This window comes from Pricia sp., assembly GCF_041745955.1.
Lineage (GTDB): Bacteria > Bacteroidota > Bacteroidia > Flavobacteriales > Flavobacteriaceae > Pricia.
On the sequence record NZ_JBGTHY010000451.1, the window covers coordinates 1 to 21,937 of the forward strand.

The following is a 21,937-nucleotide window of genomic DNA, read 5'->3' on the forward strand; positions in this document are numbered from 1 at the left end:
CAATTTTGGGATAGTGCTCAAAGATTACCTGTCAATGAACGATTTTGACGTTACCTTGGCAAAAAACGGAATGGAGGGGTTTGAAAAATTTAAAAAGGATAATTTCGACATCTGTATTTTAGATGTTATGATGCCCTATAAGGACGGCTTTACCTTGGCCAAGGAAATTCGTGAAAAAAACGAACATATACCTATCGTATTTCTTACCGCCAAGACCATGAAAGAAGATGTTCTCAAAGGGTACAAGGCAGGTGCTGACGATTACTTGAACAAGCCTTTCGATTCCGAAGTATTGCTGATGAAGATTAGGGCGATACTTCAAAGAAAATCATCTAACTCATTGTCCGAAAGTAAAAAGTTTGAGTTCGAATTGGGTAACTTTCATTTGAACTCCAAATTGCGTTTCCTCAAATATAAGGATGAGGAAGCCATTAAGCTTTCACCGAAAGAAAACGAACTCTTGCGTTTGCTGGCCCTTCATGAAAACGATTTGATGCCGAGGGAACTCGCGTTGACTAAAATTTGGCGCGACGATAATTATTTCACCTCGAGGAGTATGGACGTATATATCGCCAAGCTTCGAAAATATTTAAAGATTGACGACGACGTCGAAATCCTGAATATTCATGGCGAAGGATTTCGTTTGGTGGTAAAGGAAGAGCAGAAATAGAGTTCTTTCCCCGTAAATCTTAGGGATACATTTTTAAAAAAAATTAGGAAGCCTTCTCAGAATCAAACGAGACGGCTTTTTTTTGGTCCCTTCTCTGAACCCTATACGAGATGGGTTCTCAAATATTCAAATTTCGGGAAGGTTTCAAGCGTATTGAGCCACGTCCCTTTTTTGGTTCGCAGAATACGTTTTTTAGAATTTGAACGAGATTAGAGATGGTAAGCATGGCTTTAGCCGTTTTGGTTGGGCTTCAACTGCACCATAATATCGGAAACTATTTCCGAAGGTGTAGCATCTATGGATACCGAAATCGCATGATTAGGAATTTCTAAAGCTTCAAACTGTGAACGCAACAGCTCCGGTGGCATAAAATGTCCTTTTCGATCGGTCAATCGCTTGGATATCAAATCAAATGAACCCTCAAGATACACAAAATCAATTTTTTCTATCCCTTGCCGTAGCAGCTTTCGGTACTTGCCTTTTAAAGCGGAGCATGCAATAACCGCACCTTGGTTCTCATGTTCCTGCGCCAGTTCGTTCAGCCGTTCAAGCCAGCCTTTGCGATCATCGTCGTTCAATGGATGTCCCTGGGCCATTTTTTGAACATTGGCTTCGGGATGATAGCTGTCGCCGTCAAAAAATGCAATTCCGAGTTTTTTGGCCAGTAGCTTTCCGATAGTGGTCTTTCCGGAACCCGAAACTCCCATGACGAAGAATATGTGTTTGTTTTTTTCCATTGTAAAAAATTTATTTTCTACCGCTGAAACAAGAGCATCTGTCCCGATGTCATGAGGAACCCAAATGGTATCCTTATTTTTCCTGAACCAGGTCATCTGGCGCTTGGCGAACCTTCGGGTATTCTTTTTTATTTCCGAAATGGCAAAATCCAAAGTCCAATTTCCCTCAAAATGGTTAAAAAGCTCTTGGTAGCCTACCGTTTGAAGAGCATTTAAATTTTGGAATTTTTTTAATTTTTGGGCTTCCGACACTAGGCCTTGGGCAATCATGTCATCTACTCTTGTGTCGATGCGATCATAGACGAGTTGCCTATCCGCTTTTAAACCGATGGTTATCGTTCTGAAAGGCCGTGATTTTTTTGCCTTCTCCAGAAAAGAGGAGTAGGGCTTTCCCGTGCCGAAACAGACCTCCAGGGCACGTATCAGACGATGGGGATTTTCTATATCCACTTTGTCATAATAGAAGGGGTCTTCTGATTTTAATTGCTCTTGAAGGTTTTGGATGCCATTTTCCGAATACACCTTGTTCAAATGCTTCCGGATATCCGGATCGATTTTGGGAAATTTATCCAATCCCTTAGTTACGGCATCGTTATATAGACCACTGCCACCGACCATTACGACTACATCCTTTTCCCCAAAAAGTTTTTCCAGCAATTGAAGCGCATCCCTTTCAAAATCCCCTACAGAATAAGCACCCAAAATACGCTTGTGCTGAATAAAATGGTGCTTTGCCATTGCCAGTTCTTCTGCAGACGGCACCGCGGTACCGATATGCATTTCCTTATAAAACTGTCTGGAATCCGAAGAAATAATTTCCGTATCAAAATATCCGGCGAGGGAAATGGCCATTGCTGTCTTTCCGATTGCGGTGGGACCAACGACAGATAGCAGCGTTTTTTCCATTACAATTCACTTCCACAGTTATAACAGTGTTTGGCATCGTCTCGATGGCCTTCTTTTGAGCAGGTGGTACACGCCTGGGTATTGACGTGTACAAAATGTTCGTTACCGGAGTCCTTTTTTACGTTGGCCTGTTTGCCCATTTCGACGGTAACTATACCCGTAGGCACGGCGATGATACCATAACCGAGCAGCATAATGACCGTGGCGATGAGCTGGCCCTGTGGCGTAATAGGTGCGATATCGCCATAACCTACGGTGGTCAAGGTTACAATGGTCCAGTAGACGCTGGTAGGAATACTGGTAAAGCCGGCTTCTTCGCCTTCAACCAGAAACATAACCGTACCCAGTATTACCGATACTATAAAAACGGCAAATAGAAAGACGGTAATTTTCGCCCTACTGGCTTTTAAGGCGTTTCTGAGTAGGGAGGCCTCCCCTAGAAAACGTACCAGTTTTAAAATCCGAAAGACCCTGAGCAAACGGAAAGCCCTAAGGGTTAAAAGCGCCTGCGAACCGGCAAAGATATACGAAAGATAAAGGGGTATGGTGGAAAGAAAATCGATAATACCGTAAAAACTGAATATATATGTCCACGGTTTTTTGATGGTGGCAATACGGGCAATGTATTCAATGGTAAACAAAATGGTGATAATCCATTCCAATACCAAAAGAATACGATGGTACGTGGCATCGATCCATTTGACACTTTCGAGCATGACCAGCAGAACGCTGATAATTATAAGAATGAACAGTAGAATATCGAACCACTTACCCATAGGGGTATCGGCCTCATAAATAATTTCGTGGACTCTACTTTTCCAGCCCTTTTCCGATTTGGTGCTTGCCAAAATTTAAGTGCTTAATTGCAAAATTTTCGAAACCCTTCTCTTTCTGAGATAGGTTTCAATAATGTGTTCGGTATTGTCGTTTCCGGCCATCGGAACGATAATGGTTTCTAAAATCGGCATGGTATTGATCTGATGGTTCAAGTCGTAAAACCCCAAACCCTTAAAATGACCGTTTTTAATAAGTATGGCACTGTGTTCGCCAATATCGCGCCCTTTGTCGACAATAATTATATTTTTGTCGCACAGGGAATATTTCGCTATCGCTTCGGAGACTTTTTGATTGTATGGTTCAGGACCTTCCTTTTGAATGCAGGCACCATCACAAGCGTCGGAATTGTAGTTGGAACAATTCTTTTTGGCCGCGGAGATACCGTTCAGTTTATCACATAATCTGAATTCAAAGGTCAATTTACGGATAAAGTTCTGGGCGGCCACCATACTGTTGAAGGTAGCGAAACTGCAATTTTTATCCTTTAGTTTTTTCGCCTGTAGTATCCGATAGCCATTTTCATCGGTGCGTGCACATACGCCGTGAGAAAAATTTACGGTTGGGGATTTTTGATTGAACTTGGGTCGGTTCCGCACCAGTTCCTCGTTTTCCTTCAGAAGGGCCACAAGTTCGCTACCGGTTATTTCGTAAGATACTTTTTTGGTTGCTTTTTGCAATTGTCGACCCTTGGCGCCGTTTTTGGTAAAATGTTGGTTTACCCGCTTTTTCATATTGCTGCTCTTCCCCAAAAATATGATTTCGCCGTCTTTGTCGTGCATGTAATAGACTCCGGTCTCCGAAGGTATCGATTCCACAATATCCAATTGTCGATCCGATAGCTCGCCATGCGCCTCTTTTCGTATTACATGCTTGACAATGGTCTTATCCGAATCTTTTGTAAGTAATACTTTAAATAGTTTCAGGGTAGCCAAGGCATCTCCGTTGGCTCGGTGACGGTCGCTGACCGCAATACCAAGGGAGCGTACCAATTTTCCCAGACTGTGCGATTCCGCTTCGGGAATCAGTTGTTTGGAAAGGTCAACCGTACACAACGTCTTCCGTTCGAAATTATAGCCGAGCCGACGGAATTCCGTACGTAAAATTCTATAGTCGAATTGGGCGTTGTGGGCTACCAGCACTGCATCTTGGGTAATCTCGACGATACGTTTGGCCACTTCGTGGAATTTGGGAGCGGTTCGTAACATTTTGTTGTTGATTCCGGTAAGCTTGACTACAAAAGGCTGGATTTCCTTTTCAGGATTCACTAGACTGATGAATTGGTCCACCACTTGATGGCCATCGAACTTATGAATGGCGATTTCGGTGATGCCCTCTTCGTTGTATTTTCCTCCCGTGGTCTCTATATCGAGTATGGCGTACATGTAATTCTTTAATTTCTAGCCCCAAAGATACTACTTCCTATGCGTACCATTGTGCTACCTTCTTCGATGGCAATTTTATAGTCCCCGCTCATGCCCATGGACAGGGTGTTTATTTTGGGAAGTTCGGATTTCAGCTCGTCAAAAAGGGATTTCAATTGTTTGAATTCCCTACGAACCTGATTATCGTCGTCGGTAAACGTGGCCATGCCCATAAGGCCTGTTATATTGACATTCTTAAAATTTTGGAATTCATCGGATGCAACAAGCTCATACATCTCCTTCTTATCCAGACCAAACTTGGTATCTTCCTCCGCGATATGGATCTGAAGGAGGCAATCGACGGTTCTATCGGCTTTTTTGGCCCTTTTATTGACTTCCTTCAACAATCGAAAACTATCTACACCGTGAATAAGGGCTACGAAGTCGATCATATATTTCACTTTGTTGCGTTGTACATGGCCGATCATGTGCCATTCGATATCGTTTGGCAGATTTTCCCATTTATCTACCATTTCTTGCACTTTATTTTCGCCGAATATACGTTGTCCCGCATCATAGGCTTCCTGTAGTTCGCCTTCCGGTTTTGTTTTGGATACGGCGACCAGTGTCACGTGTTCAGGGAGATTTCTTTTAATTTTTTCGAGATTTTCCTTTATCGACATATGCTTGTTTGAATTGGGATTTGAGGATGATGGTATTCTTAACTTATGGACTAAATAATTTATAAGTTTATAAAAGGTTCGGTTTTCTAGTTTCAACTCCTGACTTTTGACTACCGCAGCTGCCTACTACTAACTTTCTCAGCTTTTTTGGATTCGGAATAATCATAAAAACCTTCTCCGGATTTGACGCCCAATTTTCCGGCGGTTACCATGTTGACGAGTAGGGGACAGGGGGCATATTTGGGATTTTTGAGTCCCTCGTACATCACGTTCAAGATGGATAGGCAAACATCCAGTCCGATAAAATCCGCCAGTTGCAGCGGACCCATAGGATGCGCCATGCCCAATTTCATAACGGTATCGATTTCGGAAACTCCTGCTACACCGTGGTACAAAGATTCAATAGCCTCGTTGATCATGGGCATTAAAATACGGTTGGCAACAAAACCGGGATAGTCGTTGACCTCCGTTGGGGTCTTTCCCAGTTTTTGGGATACTTCCATAACGGTGCTTGTCGTTTCGTCGGAAGTACTGTATCCACGAATAACCTCTACCAGTTGCATGATGGGCACGGGATTCATAAAATGCATACCGATTACCTTGTCCGGTCTTTGGGTCGCCGCTGCAATTTGGGTGATGGAAATGGAGGAGGTGTTCGTGGCCAGAATGGTGTTTTCGGCGCATAGATCATCCAGCTCCTCAAAAATCTTCAGTTTTACCTCCAAATTTTCGGATGCCGCCTCGATGACCAGATCGGTATCCGCAACACCCTCGGAAAGGGAGGTGTAAATAGAAATATTATCCAGCGTGGCGGACTTTAACGATTTATCGATTTTTTCCTTGGCGACCATACGGTCCAGATTACTCGATATGGTCGCAAGACCTTTATTTAAGGCTTTCTGCGAAACATCGATAAGATGTACGTTGTATCCGTTTTGGGCGAAAACGTGTGCTATTCCATTGCCCATCGTACCGGCGCCAATTATAGCAATCCTTTTCATTCTGACAAAGTTAATAATTTCAAAAAAAATTACTGCAACTACCCACTTATTTTCCAAAAGCCTCAATAACCTCTAGAGCTACTTTCAAAGCCTGAGTGCCCTGTGTTAACGAGACCACGGGAACAGTATCGTTGTTGATGGCATCTGCAAAAGTCTCCAGCTCGTCGAGAATAGCGTTGGTGGTCTGGACTTCGGGATTCTCGAAATAGATCTGTTTTTTTACGCCTTCCGCATTTTGGAGTATCATATTGAAATCCCCTTCCTTTTCCGGGGCATCCTTCATTTTGACCACTTCTACCTTTTTTTCCAGAAAATCTACGGAGATATAGGCGTCCTTTTGAAAAAAACGGGATTTACGCATATTCTTCAAAGAAATGCGGCTCGCTGTCAGATTCGCCACGCATCCATTTTCGAACTCGATACGCGCGTTGGCGATATCGGGGGAATTGCTGATGACAGAAACACCGCTGGCATTGATCTGCTTCACCTCGGAATCGACAACGCTTAAAATGGCATCGATATCATGGATCATCAAATCGAGCACCACGGGAACATCCGTACCACGAGGGTTAAATTCCGCCAAGCGATGGGCCTCGATGAACATCGGATTGTGAATTTGGTGCTTTACGGCCGAAAAAGCGGGATTGAACCGCTCCACATGTCCGACTTGTCCCTTAACACCGTGTTTTTTTTCGAGTTCAAGCAATTGTTTTGCTTCCTCGTAGGTTGTCGTGATCGGTTTTTCGATAAAAATATGCTTTCCTTTTTCCATGGCCTTTTTGGCACCATCAAAATGGGATAGGGTAGGGGTGACGATATCGATGACGTCGACCGCATCGATCAATTCATCCATGGCAGCAAAAAAAGTATAACCGAACTCCTGGGCCACATTTTGTCCATGTTCGGCATCCGCATCAAAAAAGCCGATCAGGTTGAATTTTTCTGAGGTATCGAGCAAGCGCAGGTGAATTTTACCTAAATGGCCAGCGCCCATTACTCCAACTTTGAGCATAAATTATCATTTGCCCAAAAATAAGGATAGTTTGTCAGAAAGGGAGTTTATGGGTTAAGAATTCGACCAAAGTGATATTGTGATAAATTTGGGAATTGGAGTTTTACGGACTAACTTCGTACCTCCAAAACCAGACCCTTGAAGGATACTCTCAAACACCGCGGAATGCGCAACAAATTGGCCGATACCCTAATCAAAAAGGGCATTTCCGACAAAAATACGCTCGATGCCATCCGCTGCATTCCCCGGCACTTGTTCATGGATAGTAGTTTCGAGGGGCATGCGTACCAGGACAAGGCTTTTCCGATTGCCGCGGACCAGACCATTTCCCAACCCTACACGGTTGCTTTTCAGACCCAGTTGTTAGCCGTGAAACCCGGACAAAAAATTCTGGAAATCGGTACCGGAAGTGGCTATCAGACCGCCGTACTCCTACAGCTGAAAGCCAAGGTCTATACCATCGAGAGACAACTGGAACTCTTTAAAAAAACAAAAATTTTTTTCTCCAAATTGGGCTATCGACCCAAAAAGAGGATTTTTGGGGATGGGTATAAAGGCCTCCCCGAAGAGGCACCTTTCGATGGTATCGTCGTCACCGCCGGTGCACCAGAAGTACCCAGGGCCCTGATGTCCCAGTTAAAAGTCGGCGGCCGATTGGTCATTCCCATAGGTGCCGACGACCAGATAATGACCTTATATATCAGAAAATCGCAAAAGGAATTCGAGAAAAAGGAGTACGGTTCTTTTCGGTTCGTACCGCTTTTGGCGGATAAAAATTAAGCATTAAAACTTTTCTTGACCCGCGCAAGGTTCCGCTTGCTGTCCCTGTCTTTTATCGTTTCCCTTTTATCGTAGAGCTTTTTACCTTTGGCCAGCGCGATACGGACTTTTGCCAAACCGCGGTCGTTTATAAAAAGGTTCAGGGGTACTATGGTAAGTCCGGAAGTGGTCACATCCTTTCTCAACTTTTTGAGTTCACGGCGCTGCATCAATAGTTTACGTTCCGCTTTGGGCCGATGGTTAAAGTGCGAAGCATGCGAATATTCGTCCACCTGCATATTGATGGCGAACAGCTCGCCCTTATCATTGAACTCACAGAAACTTTGTGTAATGGAGGCCTTGCCCTCACGAATGGATTTTATTTCCGTACCGGCCAAAACGATACCGGCGACGTAGGTATCCAGCAGCTCATATTCGAATTTCGCCTTCTTGTTCTTTATGTTGATGTTCTTCTTGACCATCCTGCAAAAATAAGGCTTGTATTGGAATTTGGTGAATAATACTACGGATTTACCTGTAGCCATCATCAAAACAGCGGACAGAGTTATACAGACGTAATTCGAACGAATTGTGCCGGGGTAAAGAATTTCGCGATGTTCGTGTAAGCGTCTATCTCTCTTTGGGGCAGTTACAATCGAAATGTAAACGTTGTGAAGTCACATGTTCGTTTACCATCTGTACGATAAAAAGACTGCCATTGTCGCTATCATCCATGGCAGTGTAAGCATCTTTTCCAACTATTTTATTGACTAGGTTGGCAGTGGTATTGCTGTGACCGACGACCAAGACGTTTTTACCCAGGTTATCGGCCTTGAACTGTTCTAGGTTTATAGTTTCGGGGTCATAATATTGTAGGGTAATATCGTTTTTTACGGAAGTCGGTGCTGCGGTCATTGCAGTGCGTTCGAAATCTGTGGTGTATACGGCATGTATAGCAACGTCTCCCAGAATTTCTGCCCAGTGCATGGCCCTGCCCAATCCTTTCTGGTCGAGTTCAGGGTCGATATCCTCCGGATTTGATCGATCTTTCTCGGCATGGCGGATAAAATAGAAGGTCGAGATTACGCTTTCCGTGCTAAAATCCTCCGTAATTTTAGGGTCATCCTTACAGCTTGTCGAGAATAATAGCAGTTGAACGATAATAATATACAATATGTAGCGTTGCATAGTAGGCGATGGGTTTGGTTGAAAACTCTTGCATAAATGTTAACTAAATTTAGACAAAAAAAGTATGTAAGACTACTTGTTTTTGTTTTTTTGTATCCCAATGAACCGACCTCTATTTACGTTATTTCTCGTTTTTATTTTTACGGCCGTACGCGGTCAACAAGAGCGTTTGCCCGCCGATCTGCGTCAGCACAACCTTACCACTTACAATGCCAGTTTGTTCAATCCCGCTTTTTCAATGGGCCGAAACAATCCGGAATCCGTTGCCTTTTGGGCGCGGTGGCAGTGGCAGGGTATCGACGCGGATCCGTCTACCTTGTTTCTGAACTATACGAGATCCCTCAACGACCGATCGGCTGCGGGTGCGGGATTTTTTCAGCACAATACAGGCATTTTCTTTAATACGGGTGCCGCGTTGAACTACGCCTACACCTTCGAATTGAACTCAAGGGTGAAGTTGGCCGTGGGCGCGAACCTTTTCGGTTTCGTACAAAAAGTGGCCGATGACCGGTTTCAGGTAGATCCCAATTTACCCCTGCCGCTTCCTGCTGAGACCAATGATTTTATCTTACAAATGGCACCGGGTATAAGCTTGGAAATCGAGCGGCTCACGTTAAGCCTGGCGTCCGAAAATTTATTGGACTACAATTTTAAGGCCAAGGAAGGGAATACGGCTAAATCGGATAAGATTTTCATGTCGCTATTGTCCTACGACTTCCCCGTTTCCCTAGGGACTGCCACTAACGCTTTTTTGAGGCCTTCGATGTACCTCAGGACCATACCCGGACAGTCGAACCAAGTCGGATTCTATACCCTTTTGAACACGGATGGATATTACGGACAAGTAGGGTACAATAATTTCTATGGATATGCCCTTGGAGGAGGCTATACTTTTTTCAAGCGTGTGACCCTAGGTGCCTTGATGGAAATAGGTACGGGTGCATCTATACAAAAGGAAACCTCATTTGAACTAATGGCCTCCTATTTCTTGGGTACGCCCAATGAGCGCCATAAAATGGTCGGTCATGATATCGACAGGGATGATAAAAACCCGCTTGAGGAGATAGAGGAAAAACAGAAAAATGAAGAATCCGATCAAGATGCCATAGACGAAACACTTGAAATAGAAGAATCCGTCATTGCGGATGAGCGGCTGGAGCAAGAAAAGAAGGAGGCGGAAGAAGCCCGGGCCGAGGCGGAAAGAATGGAGCAAGCCCGTAAAATGGACGCCAGCAACAAGGCCAAACAGGTCGAAGAGGCAGCTTTAAAGAAAGAACAACAGCATATGATAGATTCCATGGCCCAGGCCCGTGCAGCTGCCATACAAGCCGCCAAGAAAGCGGAAGTTCTGGAAAAGGAGCCCGTGGTCACGCCTGAAGCAGGTGAAAAATATGAAGAAGTTCATACCGAGGACGGACTCGAACCCGGCTTCTATTTGATTGCCAATGTATTCGGCACCCAAAAATATTTCGAAGCCTTTGTGGCCGATCTGAAAAAGAAAGGTATGCAGCCAAAATCCTTCCAAAGAAGTAAAAATGGTTATCACTATGTCTATCTGCAGCGCTATGGGGCAATGCAAGAAGCGAGAACGGCAAGGGATACTAAATTTAATGGAAAATACTCCGGTAGTACTTGGATTTTTAGGGTAGTGGCCGAGTAGGACAATACTATTTCGGACCTGTCGGTTTTGGTCTATTTAAGACTTTAGGCATTTTACCAAGGATAGGATTTCAAAAGAAGGAAACCTGATAGTTCCATTTCGAAATTACTTTTTAAGCTCTCTTTTGATCAGCACATCCAAATAAGTTATCGTATTGATCAGGTATTTCCGGTCACGGGTCATGGTTGACATGGCCACGGCGCCTTGGATGATAGTAAACATTTGTTTGGCGAACTGTAAAGGCGTTACCGGTATTTTGAGTTCTTTTTTATTTACCCCATTTTCAAGTACCAAAGCGATTTTGCCCTCAATTTCTTTTAAAGCCTCCCGATTGGCGGCGGAGAGCAATCGGTTGTTGCCCTGTGCGTCGACCCCGGTATTCAATATGGGACATCCACCCATATCCTGGGTAAAAACGTCATAGCTTCTATAAAAATCCGTCAAGGCAAAGACTTTGTCCAGCGCATTCCCTTCGGCAGCCAAGACGTCATCTATCTTCGCCAACAGACGTTTGCTGTTGTACTCGTATGCCGATAGGGCCAAGGCCTCTTTATTCTCAAAATTTCCATAGATGGCGCCTTTGGTGAGTCCCGTTGCATCGGTCAGGTCGCTCATGCTCGTTCCGATATAGCCTTGTTTGTTGAACAAGGGCGCAACGGTCTCTATAATGAAGGCAGTGGTTTTTTCGGCTTTGGTGGACATGAGGATAGTATTTTTTACGAAGATAAAAAATCTATATACTGTATGGTATATATTGGCGAAAAAAGTTCATGCGCAAGTTCGGGTTCAAGTTCAAGTGCAAAAAAGAGAGTATTTAAACAACGTTTATCGCTTCCACACCCTATGGGGCGGAAAGCGATATACGTTTAACGAATAGCGTTTTATAGATGTCCAGCGTCTAAAATCCCAAATCTCAAATCTAATATTTTACTCCACAAGTTCATCCTGATTCCGGAAGACCAAGCCATCATCAAAGGAGTCTATCAGCACGATGCTTTCCGCAGAAATACCTCCGCTTAACAGCGCTTTCGAGAGATTATTTAAAACTTCTTTCTGGATGACCCTTTTGATCGGCCTTGCGCCATACTGTGGATCGTAACCTTTCTCCGCCAGGTAGCCGATGGCCTCATCGGTCGCATCGATGGTGATATGCTGTTTGGCAATCATTTTCTTCAACTGGTCTAGCTGAAGCTTAACGATTTTTGTAATGTCATTTTTGCTTAAAGGCGTAAACATAATGATGTCATCGATCCGGTTCAGGAATTCGGGACGGATCGTTTTGCGCAGTAGATCCAATACCTCTACCCGAGCCGCTTCCGTGGCACTAAAAATATCTTTACTGTTCTCGAATTTTTCTTGAATAATATGGCTGCCCATATTGCTGGTCATGATGATGATGGTATTCTTAAAATCAGCTACCCGGCCTTTGTTATCGGTCAACCTTCCTTCGTCCAGTACCTGCAATAAGACATTAAAGGTATCGGGATGTGCCTTTTCGATTTCATCGAGCAGGACAACGGAGTAGGGGCGTCGTCGTACCGCTTCCGTCAATTGTCCGCCTTCATCGTAGCCGACGTATCCCGGAGGTGCTCCCACCAATCTACTGACGGAATGCCGCTCTTGGTATTCGCTCATATCGATACGGGTCAAGGCGTTCTCGTCGTCGAATAGATATGCGGCCAAGGTTTTTGCCAATTCGGTCTTACCGACTCCGGTGGTTCCCAAAAATAGAAAAGATCCAATAGGCCGTTTGGCGTCCTGTAATCCCGCGCGGCTTCTGCGAATGGCATCGGAAACGGCTTCAATGGCTTCTTCCTGTCCCACAATGCGCTTGCGCAATACGTCTTCTAGTTTCAGGAGTTTTTCACGCTCGCTCTGCAACATTTTGGTCACGGGTATGCCCGTCCATTTGGCCACTACCTCGGCAATATCCTCGTTGGTAACCTCCTCTTTGATAAGTGTTTCTCCTTCTTGTTGTTCCTGTAGTTCATTTTGAAGCGTTTCAAGGGTTTCCTGTGCTTCCTTGATTTTTCCGTAGCGCAGCTCGGCAACCTTACCATAATCCCCGTTGCGTTCGGCGCGTTCGGCTTCCTGTTTGAACTCCTCGATATCCTGTTTTGTTTTTTGGATGTTGTCCACCACCGATTTCTCGCTTTCCCATTTGGCAAAGATTTCGTTACGGTCTTCCTTGAGATTCGCAAGGTCTACATTGAGGGATTTCAATTTGGCCTTATCATCTTCACGCTTGATGGCTTCGATTTCGATTTCCAATTGCATAATCTTGCGATCGAGAACGTCGAGTTCTTCGGGCTTGGAATTGATTTCCATCCGCAATTTTGAGGCGGCTTCATCCATGAGGTCGATGGCCTTGTCCGGTAAAAAGCGGTTGGTGATATAACGTTGCGATAGTTCAACGGCTGCGATGACCGCCTCGTCTTTAATTCGGACTTTATGGTGTGCCTCGTATTTTTCCTTGATACCGCGAAGTATGGATATGGCACTTTCGGTATCCGGTTCCAGTACGATCACTTTTTGAAAACGGCGTTCCAAGGCCTTATCTTTTTCAAAGTACTTTTGGTACTCGTCCAGCGTAGTGGCACCGATGGCGCGGAGATCGCCTCTTGCCAATGCAGGTTTCAAAATATTGGCGGCATCCATGGCTCCCTGTCCACCGCCGGCACCCACAAGCGTATGAATCTCGTCGATAAAGAGTACGATATCCCCATCGGAAGAAGTAACCTCCTTGATCACGGATTTTAGACGCTCTTCGAATTCCCCTTTATACTTGGCACCGGCGATCAATGCACCCATATCTAAAGAATAAATGATTTTGTCCTTTAGGTTTTCGGGTACGTCACCTTGAACGATACGATGCGCCAAGCCTTCTGCAATCGCAGTTTTACCGGTTCCCGGTTCACCGACCAACATCGGGTTGTTCTTTGTTCTACGGGATAATATCTGGAGAATACGGCGTATTTCCTCGTCACGTCCTATGACCGGATCCAACTTACCGGTATCGGCCAATCGGTTCAGGTTTTGGGCGTATTTTTCTAAAGAATTATAAGTTTCTTCTGCACTTTGGGAAGTTACTTTTCCACCGCCCCGAAGTTCCGAAATCGCTGTTTTGAGATCTTTTTCAGTGGCACCCTGATCTTTCAGGATTTGGGCGATCTTGCTTTTTGATTTGAGGATGGCCACTAGCAAATGTTCAATGGACACATATTCGTCCTCCATTTTTTTGGCGATGATACTCGCCTCGTTTACCGTTTTACCGGCCTCGCGGGATAGCATGATGTCGCCACCGGAAACTTTGGGGAAGCTTTGTAGCTCCTTATCCAATATTTGCTGCAATAGGTTCACATTGATATTCAGCTTTTTTAGGATGAACGGAAGTACATTTTCGTCCACTTCCCAAATCGCCTTGAACAAATGTTCGTTCTCGATCTGCTGGTGGCTCAAACCTTGCGCAAGTTGTTGGGCGTGCTGTAAGGCCTCCTGTGATTTTATGGTGTAGTTGTTGGGGTTCATATCTTATACATATTCGTTATATATTGTCTATTTTTGAAAGGGATAGGTCAACAATCCTACCAAAACACGAAACGGACAAAATGTCGCTTAAAACCAACGGGAATAGGACAATTAGGCAGTTCGATATGGTTGATAATACTTATTTCAATCATAAATAAAAACTTAGTTTTAACGCTGAACAAGTCAGCACTGAATATTAAAAGTTCACAATGGGTCTCTTTGGGAATATCTTTGGAAGTAAGAAAAGTGACGGAAAAGAAACGAGGGAAAAGGTACCATGGATACCACTGACGTCTTTGGAGCAGTTGGAAGAAATTGAACGGAAATCCGCTTCCCGGCCGCAAGTGGTCTTCAAGCATTCCACCACCTGCGGCGTAAGCCGGATGGTGCTGAACATGTTCGAGAAAAATCCTATCTTAAAAGAGGATAGTTTGGACCTCTATTTTTTGGACCTGCACCGCTACCGCGAAATATCCAACGAAATCTCCCAAAAATTCCAGCTTCTGCACCAATCCCCACAGCTGTTGATTATCAAGAACGGTGAAACGATTGCCCATGGTTCGCATGGGGGGATAGCCGATATTAATTTGGGGGACTTTGTTTAGACGGCAGTCATAGCCAATCGATCCAGATCTTTTGCTTGTTATTATTGTGCCCAACTTGGTTAAACTTAATTTCCTTTAGGGAGAACAGGTTGCCGTTGAAAACAACATTCTGACAGGTCTCCAGGGAAACGCCAATTTCCGTTATCGGTCGAACCGCTGCCTGATCAATATGGATTTCAATCGCGATTTTAGATCCTCGCCAGCATCGAAGACCATCTGTTCGTTACTGGGGAAGGGTACCGACGCCAGGCCCAATAGTTTTACCAGGTCATTGTCCAATGCCCTTTTGTCTCCGTCGTAATTGGCGTAGACATGTTCGAAAACGAACTCGCTCGATAGGGGATAGGAATCCAAGGGTTGCTGTGTGGCCAAATCGGTAAAGCGTACCACCCCGGCAACTTGGGCGGACTTAAACTGTGTAAACTGGTAAAAATTACACTTTACGGTCTTGAACCTTTCGATTTTTATCTTGTTGCCCAGACTGTCCCTGACCACATTGCCGGTGGCATCTACCGCGTACCTGTGTCCGTCTTTGATCTGTCTTTCCTTGATGATCTGCTTCTCGTTGATTTGTTCGGGCGATACGTTGATTTCTTTCAGGGCAAGTTCCATGTTATAGTCATACCGGATATCCGGTAACGGATTGCCGTGGAATTGTGTCCACTGCCCATCGAGTCCGTAGGTGTTGAAGTTCAATAATTCTTCCTGTAGTTTTGCGGGCACGATCTGGTCGGTGTTGTTGACCATGTTCACTTGTACGTAGTCTTGCCCTTTGGCAAAGGCTTCCTCCATTTTTGATTTCGTGTCGTCGAAACCGGGGTCTATCTCTTCCAGATAGGCAAAGTCGTCGTAGGCTTTTCGATAATCCCGCTTACTTGCTGCGTTTTTCAAAAGGTCCGATGCATTTTCGTAAAGGTAGTCCGAAAGGTCGTCCTTGCTGCCTAGCAGGTCATCCTGATAGTTTTCGAACTTGAATCGGGCATTCCTTTTTTCATCATATATCCGCAAGGGCAGCAGAGGGCGTATCTGTTCCTGAATATCACCCAGGTTTACGTAACTGCGATAGACGGCCTCGTAGTGCGCTGGATTTTCATCCTCTTGAAGAAAAGCTATCTGTTTCAGTTCGCGTTCCATGTTCTTTTTAAAGGCTTCTTCCAACATCAGTACGTAGGCCTGATTGCCTTTTTTGGATTTATTCTTGGCCAGATTTCCGATGGAAGTGTTGATAGCTTGAACATAATCGCCCAAGTTCAGGGCCTTTTGGGTCTTTTTTACGCCGCCGCAGGCCATTAGAACAGCCATTACGGCCCCGTAGAGTAGGGATTTCTTCATAACGCAGGGTTTTACTATTAGTAGGGACGTATTTTCAAATAGCCTTGACAAAATAGCTTTCTATACTAACGCTAAAAGTTGAAATATCTTATAAAATCGTCAAAAAGCGAGTCCCAGATTTTTGTTCTTAGGTGGAAATACAGGAAGTAGTTTTGCGGTTACTTCGCCTAAACCGATACGGATGCCATTCTTTTCGCAATAGCCTCTCAAGGTCACCGTATCTTTATCCTCGATAAATTTCCGCTTAGTCCGTCGTTCACTTTTACAGGTTTGGTACCCTGCCACGACAGTTCGAGCAGGGAACCGTATGAATCGGGTGTCGGACCTGAAATAGTACCGCTGCCCATCATGTCCCCACTGTTGACTTTACAGCCGTTTACGGTGTGTTGCGCCAATTGTTGTGCCATGGTCCAGTACATGTATTTGAAGTTGGATCTACTGATACCGGTCGATTCGCCCTTATCGGGGGTCAAATCTACCTCTAAATGGATGTCGAAACTGTGCCTTCCCTTTTGATGCAAATAGGGTACGGGGCGGGGTTCTTGCTTGGGAAACTCGACCCGAAAAGGTTCGAGGGCATCAAAGGTGACTATCCAGGGCGAAATCGAGAAGGCAAAACTTTTGGAAAGGAAAGTTCCCAACGGCACATATTCCCATTTTTGGATGTCCCCGGCGCTCCAATCGTTGAACAATACCATCCCGAAGATATATTCCTCCGCCTCGTCGACCGATATGGGTTCGCCCAAGGCATTGGCATCCGTGGTGATAAAGGCCATTTCGAGTTCGAAATCGACCCGTTTTGAAGGGCCGAAAACGGGTCGGTCGGCATCCTTCGGTAGCGTCTGTCCCATGGGGCGACGGATGGGCGTGCCGCTGGGTACGATTGTTGAGCTCCTCCCATGGTAACCGACCGGAGGGTGCAGCCAGTTGGTTAACAGCGCGTTATCGGGGTCGCGGAACATACTGCCCACGTTGATCCCATGCTCTTTGCTGGAATCGTTGAGGGTACCCTGTAAAAATATATCTTCGGTCAGGGGAATGTCCTTAAAATAGCCCAACTGGTGCAAGGCCCCCAAATAGATGGCCTCATCGTCCATTCGCGTGCCGATAGTGATACTATCGTCGCGTGTCAAAAACACCCAGAACGGAATTTTCGGGTACGGGAAGCCACGTTTTTATGTTCGGATCGTTCGCAGCTAAGGGCATGGTAGAATTGTTAATTTATTTTTGATAATTTCTGTATCAAAAATATTATTTTGTGGGTATTTGCAATAGGCAATTCGTATTTTTACCACTCATTTAACAGACTTTTATCTATGCCACGCGACACCCGGGTTTTTGAACTTATAGCCGATGAAAAGGAACGCCAGATCAACGGGATCGAGCTTATCGCTTCCGAAAATTTTACCAGTCCCCAGGTAATGGAAGCCGCTGGATCGGTATTGACCAACAAATATGCAGAAGGCTACCCCGGTAAGCGCTATTACGGTGGATGCGAGGTGGTGGATAAAATCGAGCAGCTGGCCATTGATCGCGCCAAGGAGCTATTCGGCGCCGAATACGCCAACGTACAACCGCATTCTGGATCCCAGGCCAATGCGTCGGTATATCACGCCTGCCTGCAACCGGGCGATACGATTTTAGGTTTTGACCTGTCCCATGGCGGACACCTGACCCACGGCTCTCCCGTCAATTTTTCGGGCAGGTTGTACAACCCCATTTTTTATGGGGTGGATAAGAAAACCGGTACATTGGACTACGATAAAATTCAAGAGATTGCCGAGAAAGAAAAACCCAAGATGATCATTGCCGGGGCATCGGCCTATTCCCGGGATATGGATTTTAAGCGTTTCCGGGAAATAGCGGATAGCGTCGGTGCACTTTTGTTAGCGGATATCGCGCACCCCGCGGGATTGATTGCCTAAGGAATTCTTAACGATCCGATTCCCCATTGCCATGTAGTAACCACAACCACCCATAAAACCTTACGGGGTCCGCGAGGCGGGCTGATATTGATAGGTACCGATTTCGACAATCCGTTCGGTCAAAAATTGAAGAACGGTACGTTGAAGAAAATGTCAAATCTGATGGACCTGGCCGTGTTTCCCGGAAATCAGGGCGGACCTTTGGAGCATGTTATCGCCGGAAAAGCCATCGCTTTTGGGGAAGCCTTGACCGATGACTTTTTGCAATATATGCTTCAGGTAAAGAAAAACGCCGCTGCCATGGCGGCCGCTTTTGTTGCCAAAGACTATCAGATCATTTCCGGTGGAACGGATAACCACATGATGCTGATCGACCTTAGAAATAAGGATATCACTGGCAAGGATGCAGAAAAAGTGTTGGTCAAGGCCGATATTACCGCGAACAAGAATATGGTGCCTTTTGATGATAAGTCCCCATTTGTTACTTCGGGCATCCGTTTTGGAACGGCGGCCATAACTACAAGAGGCCTAAAAGAAGGCGATATGGTGACCATTGTCGATTTGGTGGACGAAGTTTTGACGCATTGTAAAAACGATAGTGTAATTAATAAGGTTAAAGAAAAAGTAAATACCCTGATGAAGGGAAGGGCATTGTTCAATTTCTGAAACGGTTTATGGTCAGTATGAATCAAAAAAACCTGCTTGGTGGTGCGCCAAACAGGTTTTTTAATTCAAGGTGTTCGTCAAAGTATGTTAATTCCTCTTTTTCGGGGACTTTTGGCTCCGAGAATTCGGAGGGTGATTTAATTTCCCCCGCTAGTGATTAAGCATAAAAAGGTCGCCATATTCAATTTTTGAATTTTTCAAGTCGTAGATAACCGCATCCTCTTCGGAATCACAATACAATCCCCAATACTTAAAATAATCATTTTTTCTGTGGTTTCCGGCTTCGATGTTCTGTAATAAAGTGTCGTTGGCATGTGTACTTTCCTCGAAAACGGGAATATAGATTTCGTAAGGTGTTTCCGTTAAGCCTTTGCTCAGATGAACGTAATGCTTACCAACATGTTTGAAGATATTCTCAAGTTGTTCCGAAATGCTGTTTTCGTATATCTTGTTGATGACGATTGTCGTATCCTTAAAGAAAAGGGTAACCTCTTCCGCATCTACATGCACGTCATTTTCGGTAACCAATTGACGTAGTAATTCAGCAAATGAGGATTTGCCTTGCCGAAAATTACCCCAAGTACCTTTATTTAAATGAAAAAGCATTTCAACAAGACTTAGGTTGCAATCTAGCTCTATGGCCAGTTGCACCGACGTTTTCGACGAAGAGCAGTTGCGAACGGTAACCTCCGAAAAAAAATGCTTTTCCAGACCTTTTTTAAAAATTTCTAGGCCTTCAATATTTAAATCGCCGTTGAAACCTTCGGGAGGATTGTTTTTAAAGCTGTCGTAATAGAGTGGCATAAATGTGTTTAGAGTGGTTCAATTGACAAACAAAAGTAAATTGACTTTACACTTCTTGCACAAAGAAAAACCACGAAAAAATTGGGGTTTTTCTTGGTTCACGACTATCATTACCTTAATTTGATGTAAATCAGTAATTTACATATCTTAAAGAAAACTAAAAAAATAGGCGATTAGATAAATCCACGCTTTCTGGCTTCATCGACAAGGGCGAAATCGTTACCATTTTCCACACCGAGCATAATTTTTAGCTGTCGTTTTCGGTTTTCTACCGTAGTACTGGCCGCCGCCACCATCGATGATATGTCCTTGGTTTTGGTACCTATGGAGAGTTGGTAGAGTATTTTTTTGTCCCGCTCGTCGATTTGGTCCTCGTTGGCCATTTTTCTGCGGATGGCCTGTAAAGCGGCGGCGGTATAATATGGCGGATTGTTAAGAACCGTTCGCACCATGGTTTGCAGTGTTTTCTGATCCACCTCCGATTTCACCATGTAGCCGTCCGGGTTTACATTTTTTAGGATGTTGTTGATTCGGTAACTATCGCTGAAGGAGGATAGAAAAACGACTTTTGAACTGGGGGAAATTTTCTTTACTAAAAGTCCTAAATCTTCCCCGCTACGTTCTTCCTGGGCACTTTCGGGAAACATTTGAATATCCAACATAACAATATCGTACGGCAATCGTTTGGCTGAACTTTCTATTTCAGCCTTGCCCGCCATAAAGCTCGGGGCTATATTCACGACCACCTCAAAATTTTCAAATGTACTGGCCTCAAGGGTGTATTTGTAACCGAGAACGATCATTTCGTGGTCGTCGACGGCAAGTACGCGTACTAAGTCGCTCATAGTCTATCTCGTCATTTTCGTTTTACACTTCTTGTACAAGCTTTCGGTTGTCCATAGTTTGGGAAGTGGGGTTTTGGAAACAGGATACGGGAATCTCCAAGGTTACGGTAGTGCCTTTGCCGGGCGTACTCTCGATACGCCATTCCCCGTTCAATTTTTCCATACGTGATGCAATATTGCGCATACCGATTCCCTTTTTTCCCTTAGTTTTTCGAAAACCTTTTCCATCATCTGCGATGGTGACCTGTAAGATATTCAGTTCGGCTGCAAAGGTAACCGTAACGTTTTTACATTGCGCATGTTTAACGGAATTTTGTAGGGATTCTTGTATCATACGATAGGCGTTAATCTTGATTTCCCCATTTAAGGAGTCCCATTCCCATTCTTCATCGTACACTAAATGGCAATCGATATTCGAAGTTTGTTCGACCGAGTGCAATAAATCCTGTAAGGAGAGAATAAAATTATTAATTTTTTGATAGGCCGTATGACTTAACGCATGCGAAATTTCACGCACTTCCTTTTCCACATTCTGTAAGGCATCGATGGCCTTCATACGCTGTATTTCGGCCTCGCTGTCACTTTTCTTGTTTAGGCCCGTAAGCACCATTCGGGCACCCATCATACTCCCCAGTACGCCGTCGTGGAGTTCTTCGGAAATCCGTTTTTGTTCGGATTTTTTGCCCTCTTCCTCTTTTTGTTTTTGGGAGAGCATCAGGTTGAAAATTTCTTGGTTGGCCGCCTGCTGTTCCTGTTGGAAGCGCAGTTTTTGATTTTTTGATCGTTGGTCGAATATCACGATGGCCGAAGCGCCGAGTAAAAAAATGGCAAAGGCGATACCGGCCCACAACTGTTTCTCGCTCTCCAACATTTCGTTTTCTGCGATGTATTCGTCGGTCTCGAAACGAATACGGGCGAACTTGTTGCGAACCTGGCGCTCTTCTTCCTGTAGGCTGTCGTTTAGGGCTATGTATCGCTGGTTGTAAGCGGAGGAATTTTTTGGGTCTATTCTGGTTAATAACTGTAAAGTTCTTAAAACACGCTCATTATTATCGGCTATCTCCGCATATCGCAAAGCTTTTTTTGCATGGTCTATTGCATTCGTAGTGTCACTTTGGCTAAAATGGTACTCCGCCAGATCGTGATGACTGAGGGAAAGCCCTGTAACATCGTTTATACTATCCCTAACTTTCAAGGCTGTAAGAAACTTGGATTCAACATTATTATTTTCCCCCGATTTAAATGTACTGTATGCGAGATTGTTCAGGGCCAAGGCAAACAGTTTTGGATTTCTGTCGCGTAGTTGGTTTTCATTTAAAACATTTTTAAAATTGGAAATTGCTTTTGCATAATCTCCTTTTTCTAAATATACGAACCCAATATTGCTCATCGTGGCCAATGCTAACCCGTGGTCACCC

18 protein-coding genes and 2 pseudogenes are annotated in these 21,937 nt (G+C 44.6%); 5 read left to right on the plus strand and 15 right to left on the minus strand.

The features are described from left to right. On the plus strand, positions 1 to 670 hold a 670-nt coding region (locus tag ACEW8S_RS15895; protein ID WP_373519104.1), incomplete at its 5' end, for a response regulator transcription factor. Between the two features lie 230 nt (positions 671 to 900). Here ACEW8S_RS15895 and miaA read toward each other — a convergent pair. From miaA to ACEW8S_RS15925, 6 genes are all read right to left on the minus strand, one after another. Further along, positions 901 to 2,313 (minus strand): tRNA (adenosine(37)-N6)-dimethylallyltransferase MiaA, encoded by a 1,413-nt coding sequence (gene miaA / locus ACEW8S_RS15900; RefSeq protein WP_373519105.1) that lies wholly within the window; start codon positions 2,311 to 2,313, stop codon positions 901 to 903. Further along, a complete protein-coding gene (locus ACEW8S_RS15905; protein ID WP_373519106.1) occupies positions 2,313 to 3,161 on the minus strand; it encodes an ion transporter in 849 nt (282 codons plus the stop codon). Before ACEW8S_RS15905 ends, miaA begins: the two co-directional genes overlap by 1 nt. 3 nt (positions 3,162 to 3,164) lie before the next feature. Beyond that, positions 3,165 to 4,532 carry an exonuclease domain-containing protein gene (locus tag ACEW8S_RS15910; RefSeq protein WP_373519107.1) on the minus strand — a complete coding sequence of 456 codons (1,368 nt, stop codon included), beginning with the start codon at positions 4,530 to 4,532 and terminating at the stop codon, positions 3,165 to 3,167. 8 nt (positions 4,533 to 4,540) lie between these two features. After that, the gene (locus ACEW8S_RS15915; protein ID WP_373519108.1) at positions 4,541 to 5,194 is read right to left on the minus strand and encodes a YggS family pyridoxal phosphate-dependent enzyme; all 654 of its coding nucleotides are present in this window, start codon (positions 5,192 to 5,194) and stop codon (positions 4,541 to 4,543) included. A gap of 110 nt (positions 5,195 to 5,304) precedes the next feature. After that, positions 5,305 to 6,195 carry a 3-hydroxyacyl-CoA dehydrogenase family protein gene (locus tag ACEW8S_RS15920; RefSeq protein WP_373519109.1) on the minus strand — a complete coding sequence of 297 codons (891 nt, stop codon included), beginning with the start codon at positions 6,193 to 6,195 and terminating at the stop codon, positions 5,305 to 5,307. Between the two features lie 46 nt (positions 6,196 to 6,241). Further along, a complete protein-coding gene (locus tag ACEW8S_RS15925; RefSeq protein WP_373519110.1) occupies positions 6,242 to 7,207 on the minus strand; it encodes a Gfo/Idh/MocA family protein in 966 nt (321 codons plus the stop codon). 138 nt (positions 7,208 to 7,345) lie between these two features. Here ACEW8S_RS15925 and ACEW8S_RS15930 point away from each other — a divergent pair, with 138 nt between their 5' ends. After that, positions 7,346 to 7,987, plus strand: coding sequence for a protein-L-isoaspartate(D-aspartate) O-methyltransferase (locus ACEW8S_RS15930; RefSeq protein ID WP_373519111.1), 642 nt, complete (start codon positions 7,346 to 7,348; stop codon positions 7,985 to 7,987). Here the strand turns inward: ACEW8S_RS15930 and smpB are convergent. Both smpB and ACEW8S_RS15940 read right to left on the minus strand, forming a co-directional pair. Further along, positions 7,984 to 8,448, minus strand: coding sequence for an SsrA-binding protein SmpB (smpB, locus tag ACEW8S_RS15935; RefSeq protein WP_373519112.1), 465 nt, complete (start codon positions 8,446 to 8,448; stop codon positions 7,984 to 7,986). The two genes, ACEW8S_RS15930 and smpB, sit on opposite strands and share 4 nt — an antisense overlap. A gap of 148 nt (positions 8,449 to 8,596) precedes the next feature. Then, a complete protein-coding gene (locus tag ACEW8S_RS15940) occupies positions 8,597 to 9,154 on the minus strand; it encodes a phosphoglycerate mutase family protein (RefSeq protein WP_373519113.1) in 558 nt (185 codons plus the stop codon). A gap of 100 nt (positions 9,155 to 9,254) precedes the next feature. Here ACEW8S_RS15940 and ACEW8S_RS15945 point away from each other — a divergent pair, with 100 nt between their 5' ends. Further along, positions 9,255 to 10,814 (plus strand): PorP/SprF family type IX secretion system membrane protein, encoded by a 1,560-nt coding sequence (locus ACEW8S_RS15945; RefSeq protein WP_373519114.1) that lies wholly within the window; start codon positions 9,255 to 9,257, stop codon positions 10,812 to 10,814. Between the two features lie 105 nt (positions 10,815 to 10,919). On the opposite strand, the gene ACEW8S_RS15950 is transcribed toward ACEW8S_RS15945, so the two are convergent. Together ACEW8S_RS15950 and clpB are read right to left on the minus strand one after the other, a co-directional pair. Next, complete coding sequence (locus tag ACEW8S_RS15950) at positions 10,920 to 11,516, minus strand: TetR/AcrR family transcriptional regulator (protein WP_373519115.1); 597 nt, start codon at positions 11,514 to 11,516, stop codon at positions 10,920 to 10,922. 225 nt (positions 11,517 to 11,741) lie between these two features. Then, positions 11,742 to 14,342, minus strand: a complete 2,601-nt coding sequence (clpB, locus tag ACEW8S_RS15955) for an ATP-dependent chaperone ClpB (protein WP_373519116.1) — start codon at positions 14,340 to 14,342, stop codon at positions 11,742 to 11,744. 209 nt (positions 14,343 to 14,551) lie between these two features. Here clpB and ytxJ point away from each other — a divergent pair, with 209 nt between their 5' ends. After that, on the plus strand, positions 14,552 to 14,947 hold the full coding sequence (gene ytxJ, locus ACEW8S_RS15960; protein ID WP_373519117.1) for a bacillithiol system redox-active protein YtxJ: 396 nt from the start codon (positions 14,552 to 14,554) through the stop codon (positions 14,945 to 14,947). Between the two features lie 141 nt (positions 14,948 to 15,088). Here ytxJ and ACEW8S_RS15965 read toward each other — a convergent pair whose 3' ends face one another. Then, entirely contained in the window at positions 15,089 to 16,279 is a 1,191-nt protein-coding gene (locus ACEW8S_RS15965; RefSeq protein ID WP_373519118.1) for a hypothetical protein, read from the minus strand. Positions 16,280 to 16,378: 99 nt separating this feature from the next. Then, positions 16,379 to 17,485: pseudogene (gene fahA / locus ACEW8S_RS15970) on the minus strand (fumarylacetoacetase). 110 nt (positions 17,486 to 17,595) lie between these two features. Between fahA and glyA the strand changes: the two are divergent. Next, positions 17,596 to 18,870, plus strand: a pseudogene (gene glyA / locus ACEW8S_RS15975) (serine hydroxymethyltransferase). A gap of 150 nt (positions 18,871 to 19,020) precedes the next feature. Here the strand turns inward: glyA and ACEW8S_RS15980 are convergent. From ACEW8S_RS15980 to ACEW8S_RS15990, 3 genes are all read right to left on the minus strand, one after another. After that, positions 19,021 to 19,674: a hypothetical protein gene (locus ACEW8S_RS15980; RefSeq protein WP_373519119.1), complete on the minus strand. Its 654-nt coding sequence runs from the start codon at positions 19,672 to 19,674 to the stop codon at positions 19,021 to 19,023. Between the two features lie 173 nt (positions 19,675 to 19,847). Then, positions 19,848 to 20,519 carry a histidine kinase gene (locus tag ACEW8S_RS15985; protein ID WP_373519120.1) on the minus strand — a complete coding sequence of 224 codons (672 nt, stop codon included), beginning with the start codon at positions 20,517 to 20,519 and terminating at the stop codon, positions 19,848 to 19,850. 22 nt (positions 20,520 to 20,541) lie between these two features. After that, positions 20,542 to 21,937, minus strand: a 1,396-nt coding sequence (locus ACEW8S_RS15990; protein ID WP_373519121.1) for an ATP-binding protein, incomplete at its 5' end; no start/stop codon positions are given.

Bases quoted from the DNA above. Each gene is read 5' to 3' on its own strand.
- ACEW8S_RS15925 (WP_373519110.1), bottom strand. From the start codon at position 7,207: ATGCTCAAAGTTGGAGTAATGGGCGCTGGCCATTTAGGTAAAATTCAC.
- smpB (WP_373519112.1), bottom strand. From the start codon at position 8,448: ATGGTCAAGAAGAACATCAACATAAAGAACAAGAAGGCGAAATTCGAA.
- ACEW8S_RS15965 (WP_373519118.1), bottom strand. From the start codon at position 16,279: ATGAAGAAATCCCTACTCTACGGGGCCGTAATGGCTGTTCTAATGGCC.
- ACEW8S_RS15950 (WP_373519115.1), bottom strand. From the start codon at position 11,516: ATGTCCACCAAAGCCGAAAAAACCACTGCCTTCATTATAGAGACCGTT.
- ACEW8S_RS15945 (WP_373519114.1), top strand. From the start codon at position 9,255: ATGAACCGACCTCTATTTACGTTATTTCTCGTTTTTATTTTTACGGCC.
- ACEW8S_RS15940 (WP_373519113.1), bottom strand. From the start codon at position 9,154: ATGCAACGCTACATATTGTATATTATTATCGTTCAACTGCTATTATTC.
- ACEW8S_RS15985 (WP_373519120.1), bottom strand. From the start codon at position 20,519: ATGAGCGACTTAGTACGCGTACTTGCCGTCGACGACCACGAAATGATC.
- ytxJ (WP_373519117.1), top strand. From the start codon at position 14,552: ATGGGTCTCTTTGGGAATATCTTTGGAAGTAAGAAAAGTGACGGAAAA.
- ACEW8S_RS15910 (WP_373519107.1), bottom strand. From the start codon at position 4,532: ATGTACGCCATACTCGATATAGAGACCACGGGAGGAAAATACAACGAA.
- ACEW8S_RS15915 (WP_373519108.1), bottom strand. From the start codon at position 5,194: ATGTCGATAAAGGAAAATCTCGAAAAAATTAAAAGAAATCTCCCTGAA.
- miaA (WP_373519105.1), bottom strand. From the start codon at position 2,313: ATGGAAAAAACGCTGCTATCTGTCGTTGGTCCCACCGCAATCGGAAAG.
- ACEW8S_RS15980 (WP_373519119.1), bottom strand. From the start codon at position 19,674: ATGCCACTCTATTACGACAGCTTTAAAAACAATCCTCCCGAAGGTTTC.
- ACEW8S_RS15920 (WP_373519109.1), bottom strand. From the start codon at position 6,195: ATGAAAAGGATTGCTATAATTGGCGCCGGTACGATGGGCAATGGAATA.
- clpB (WP_373519116.1), bottom strand. From the start codon at position 14,342: ATGAACCCCAACAACTACACCATAAAATCACAGGAGGCCTTACAGCAC.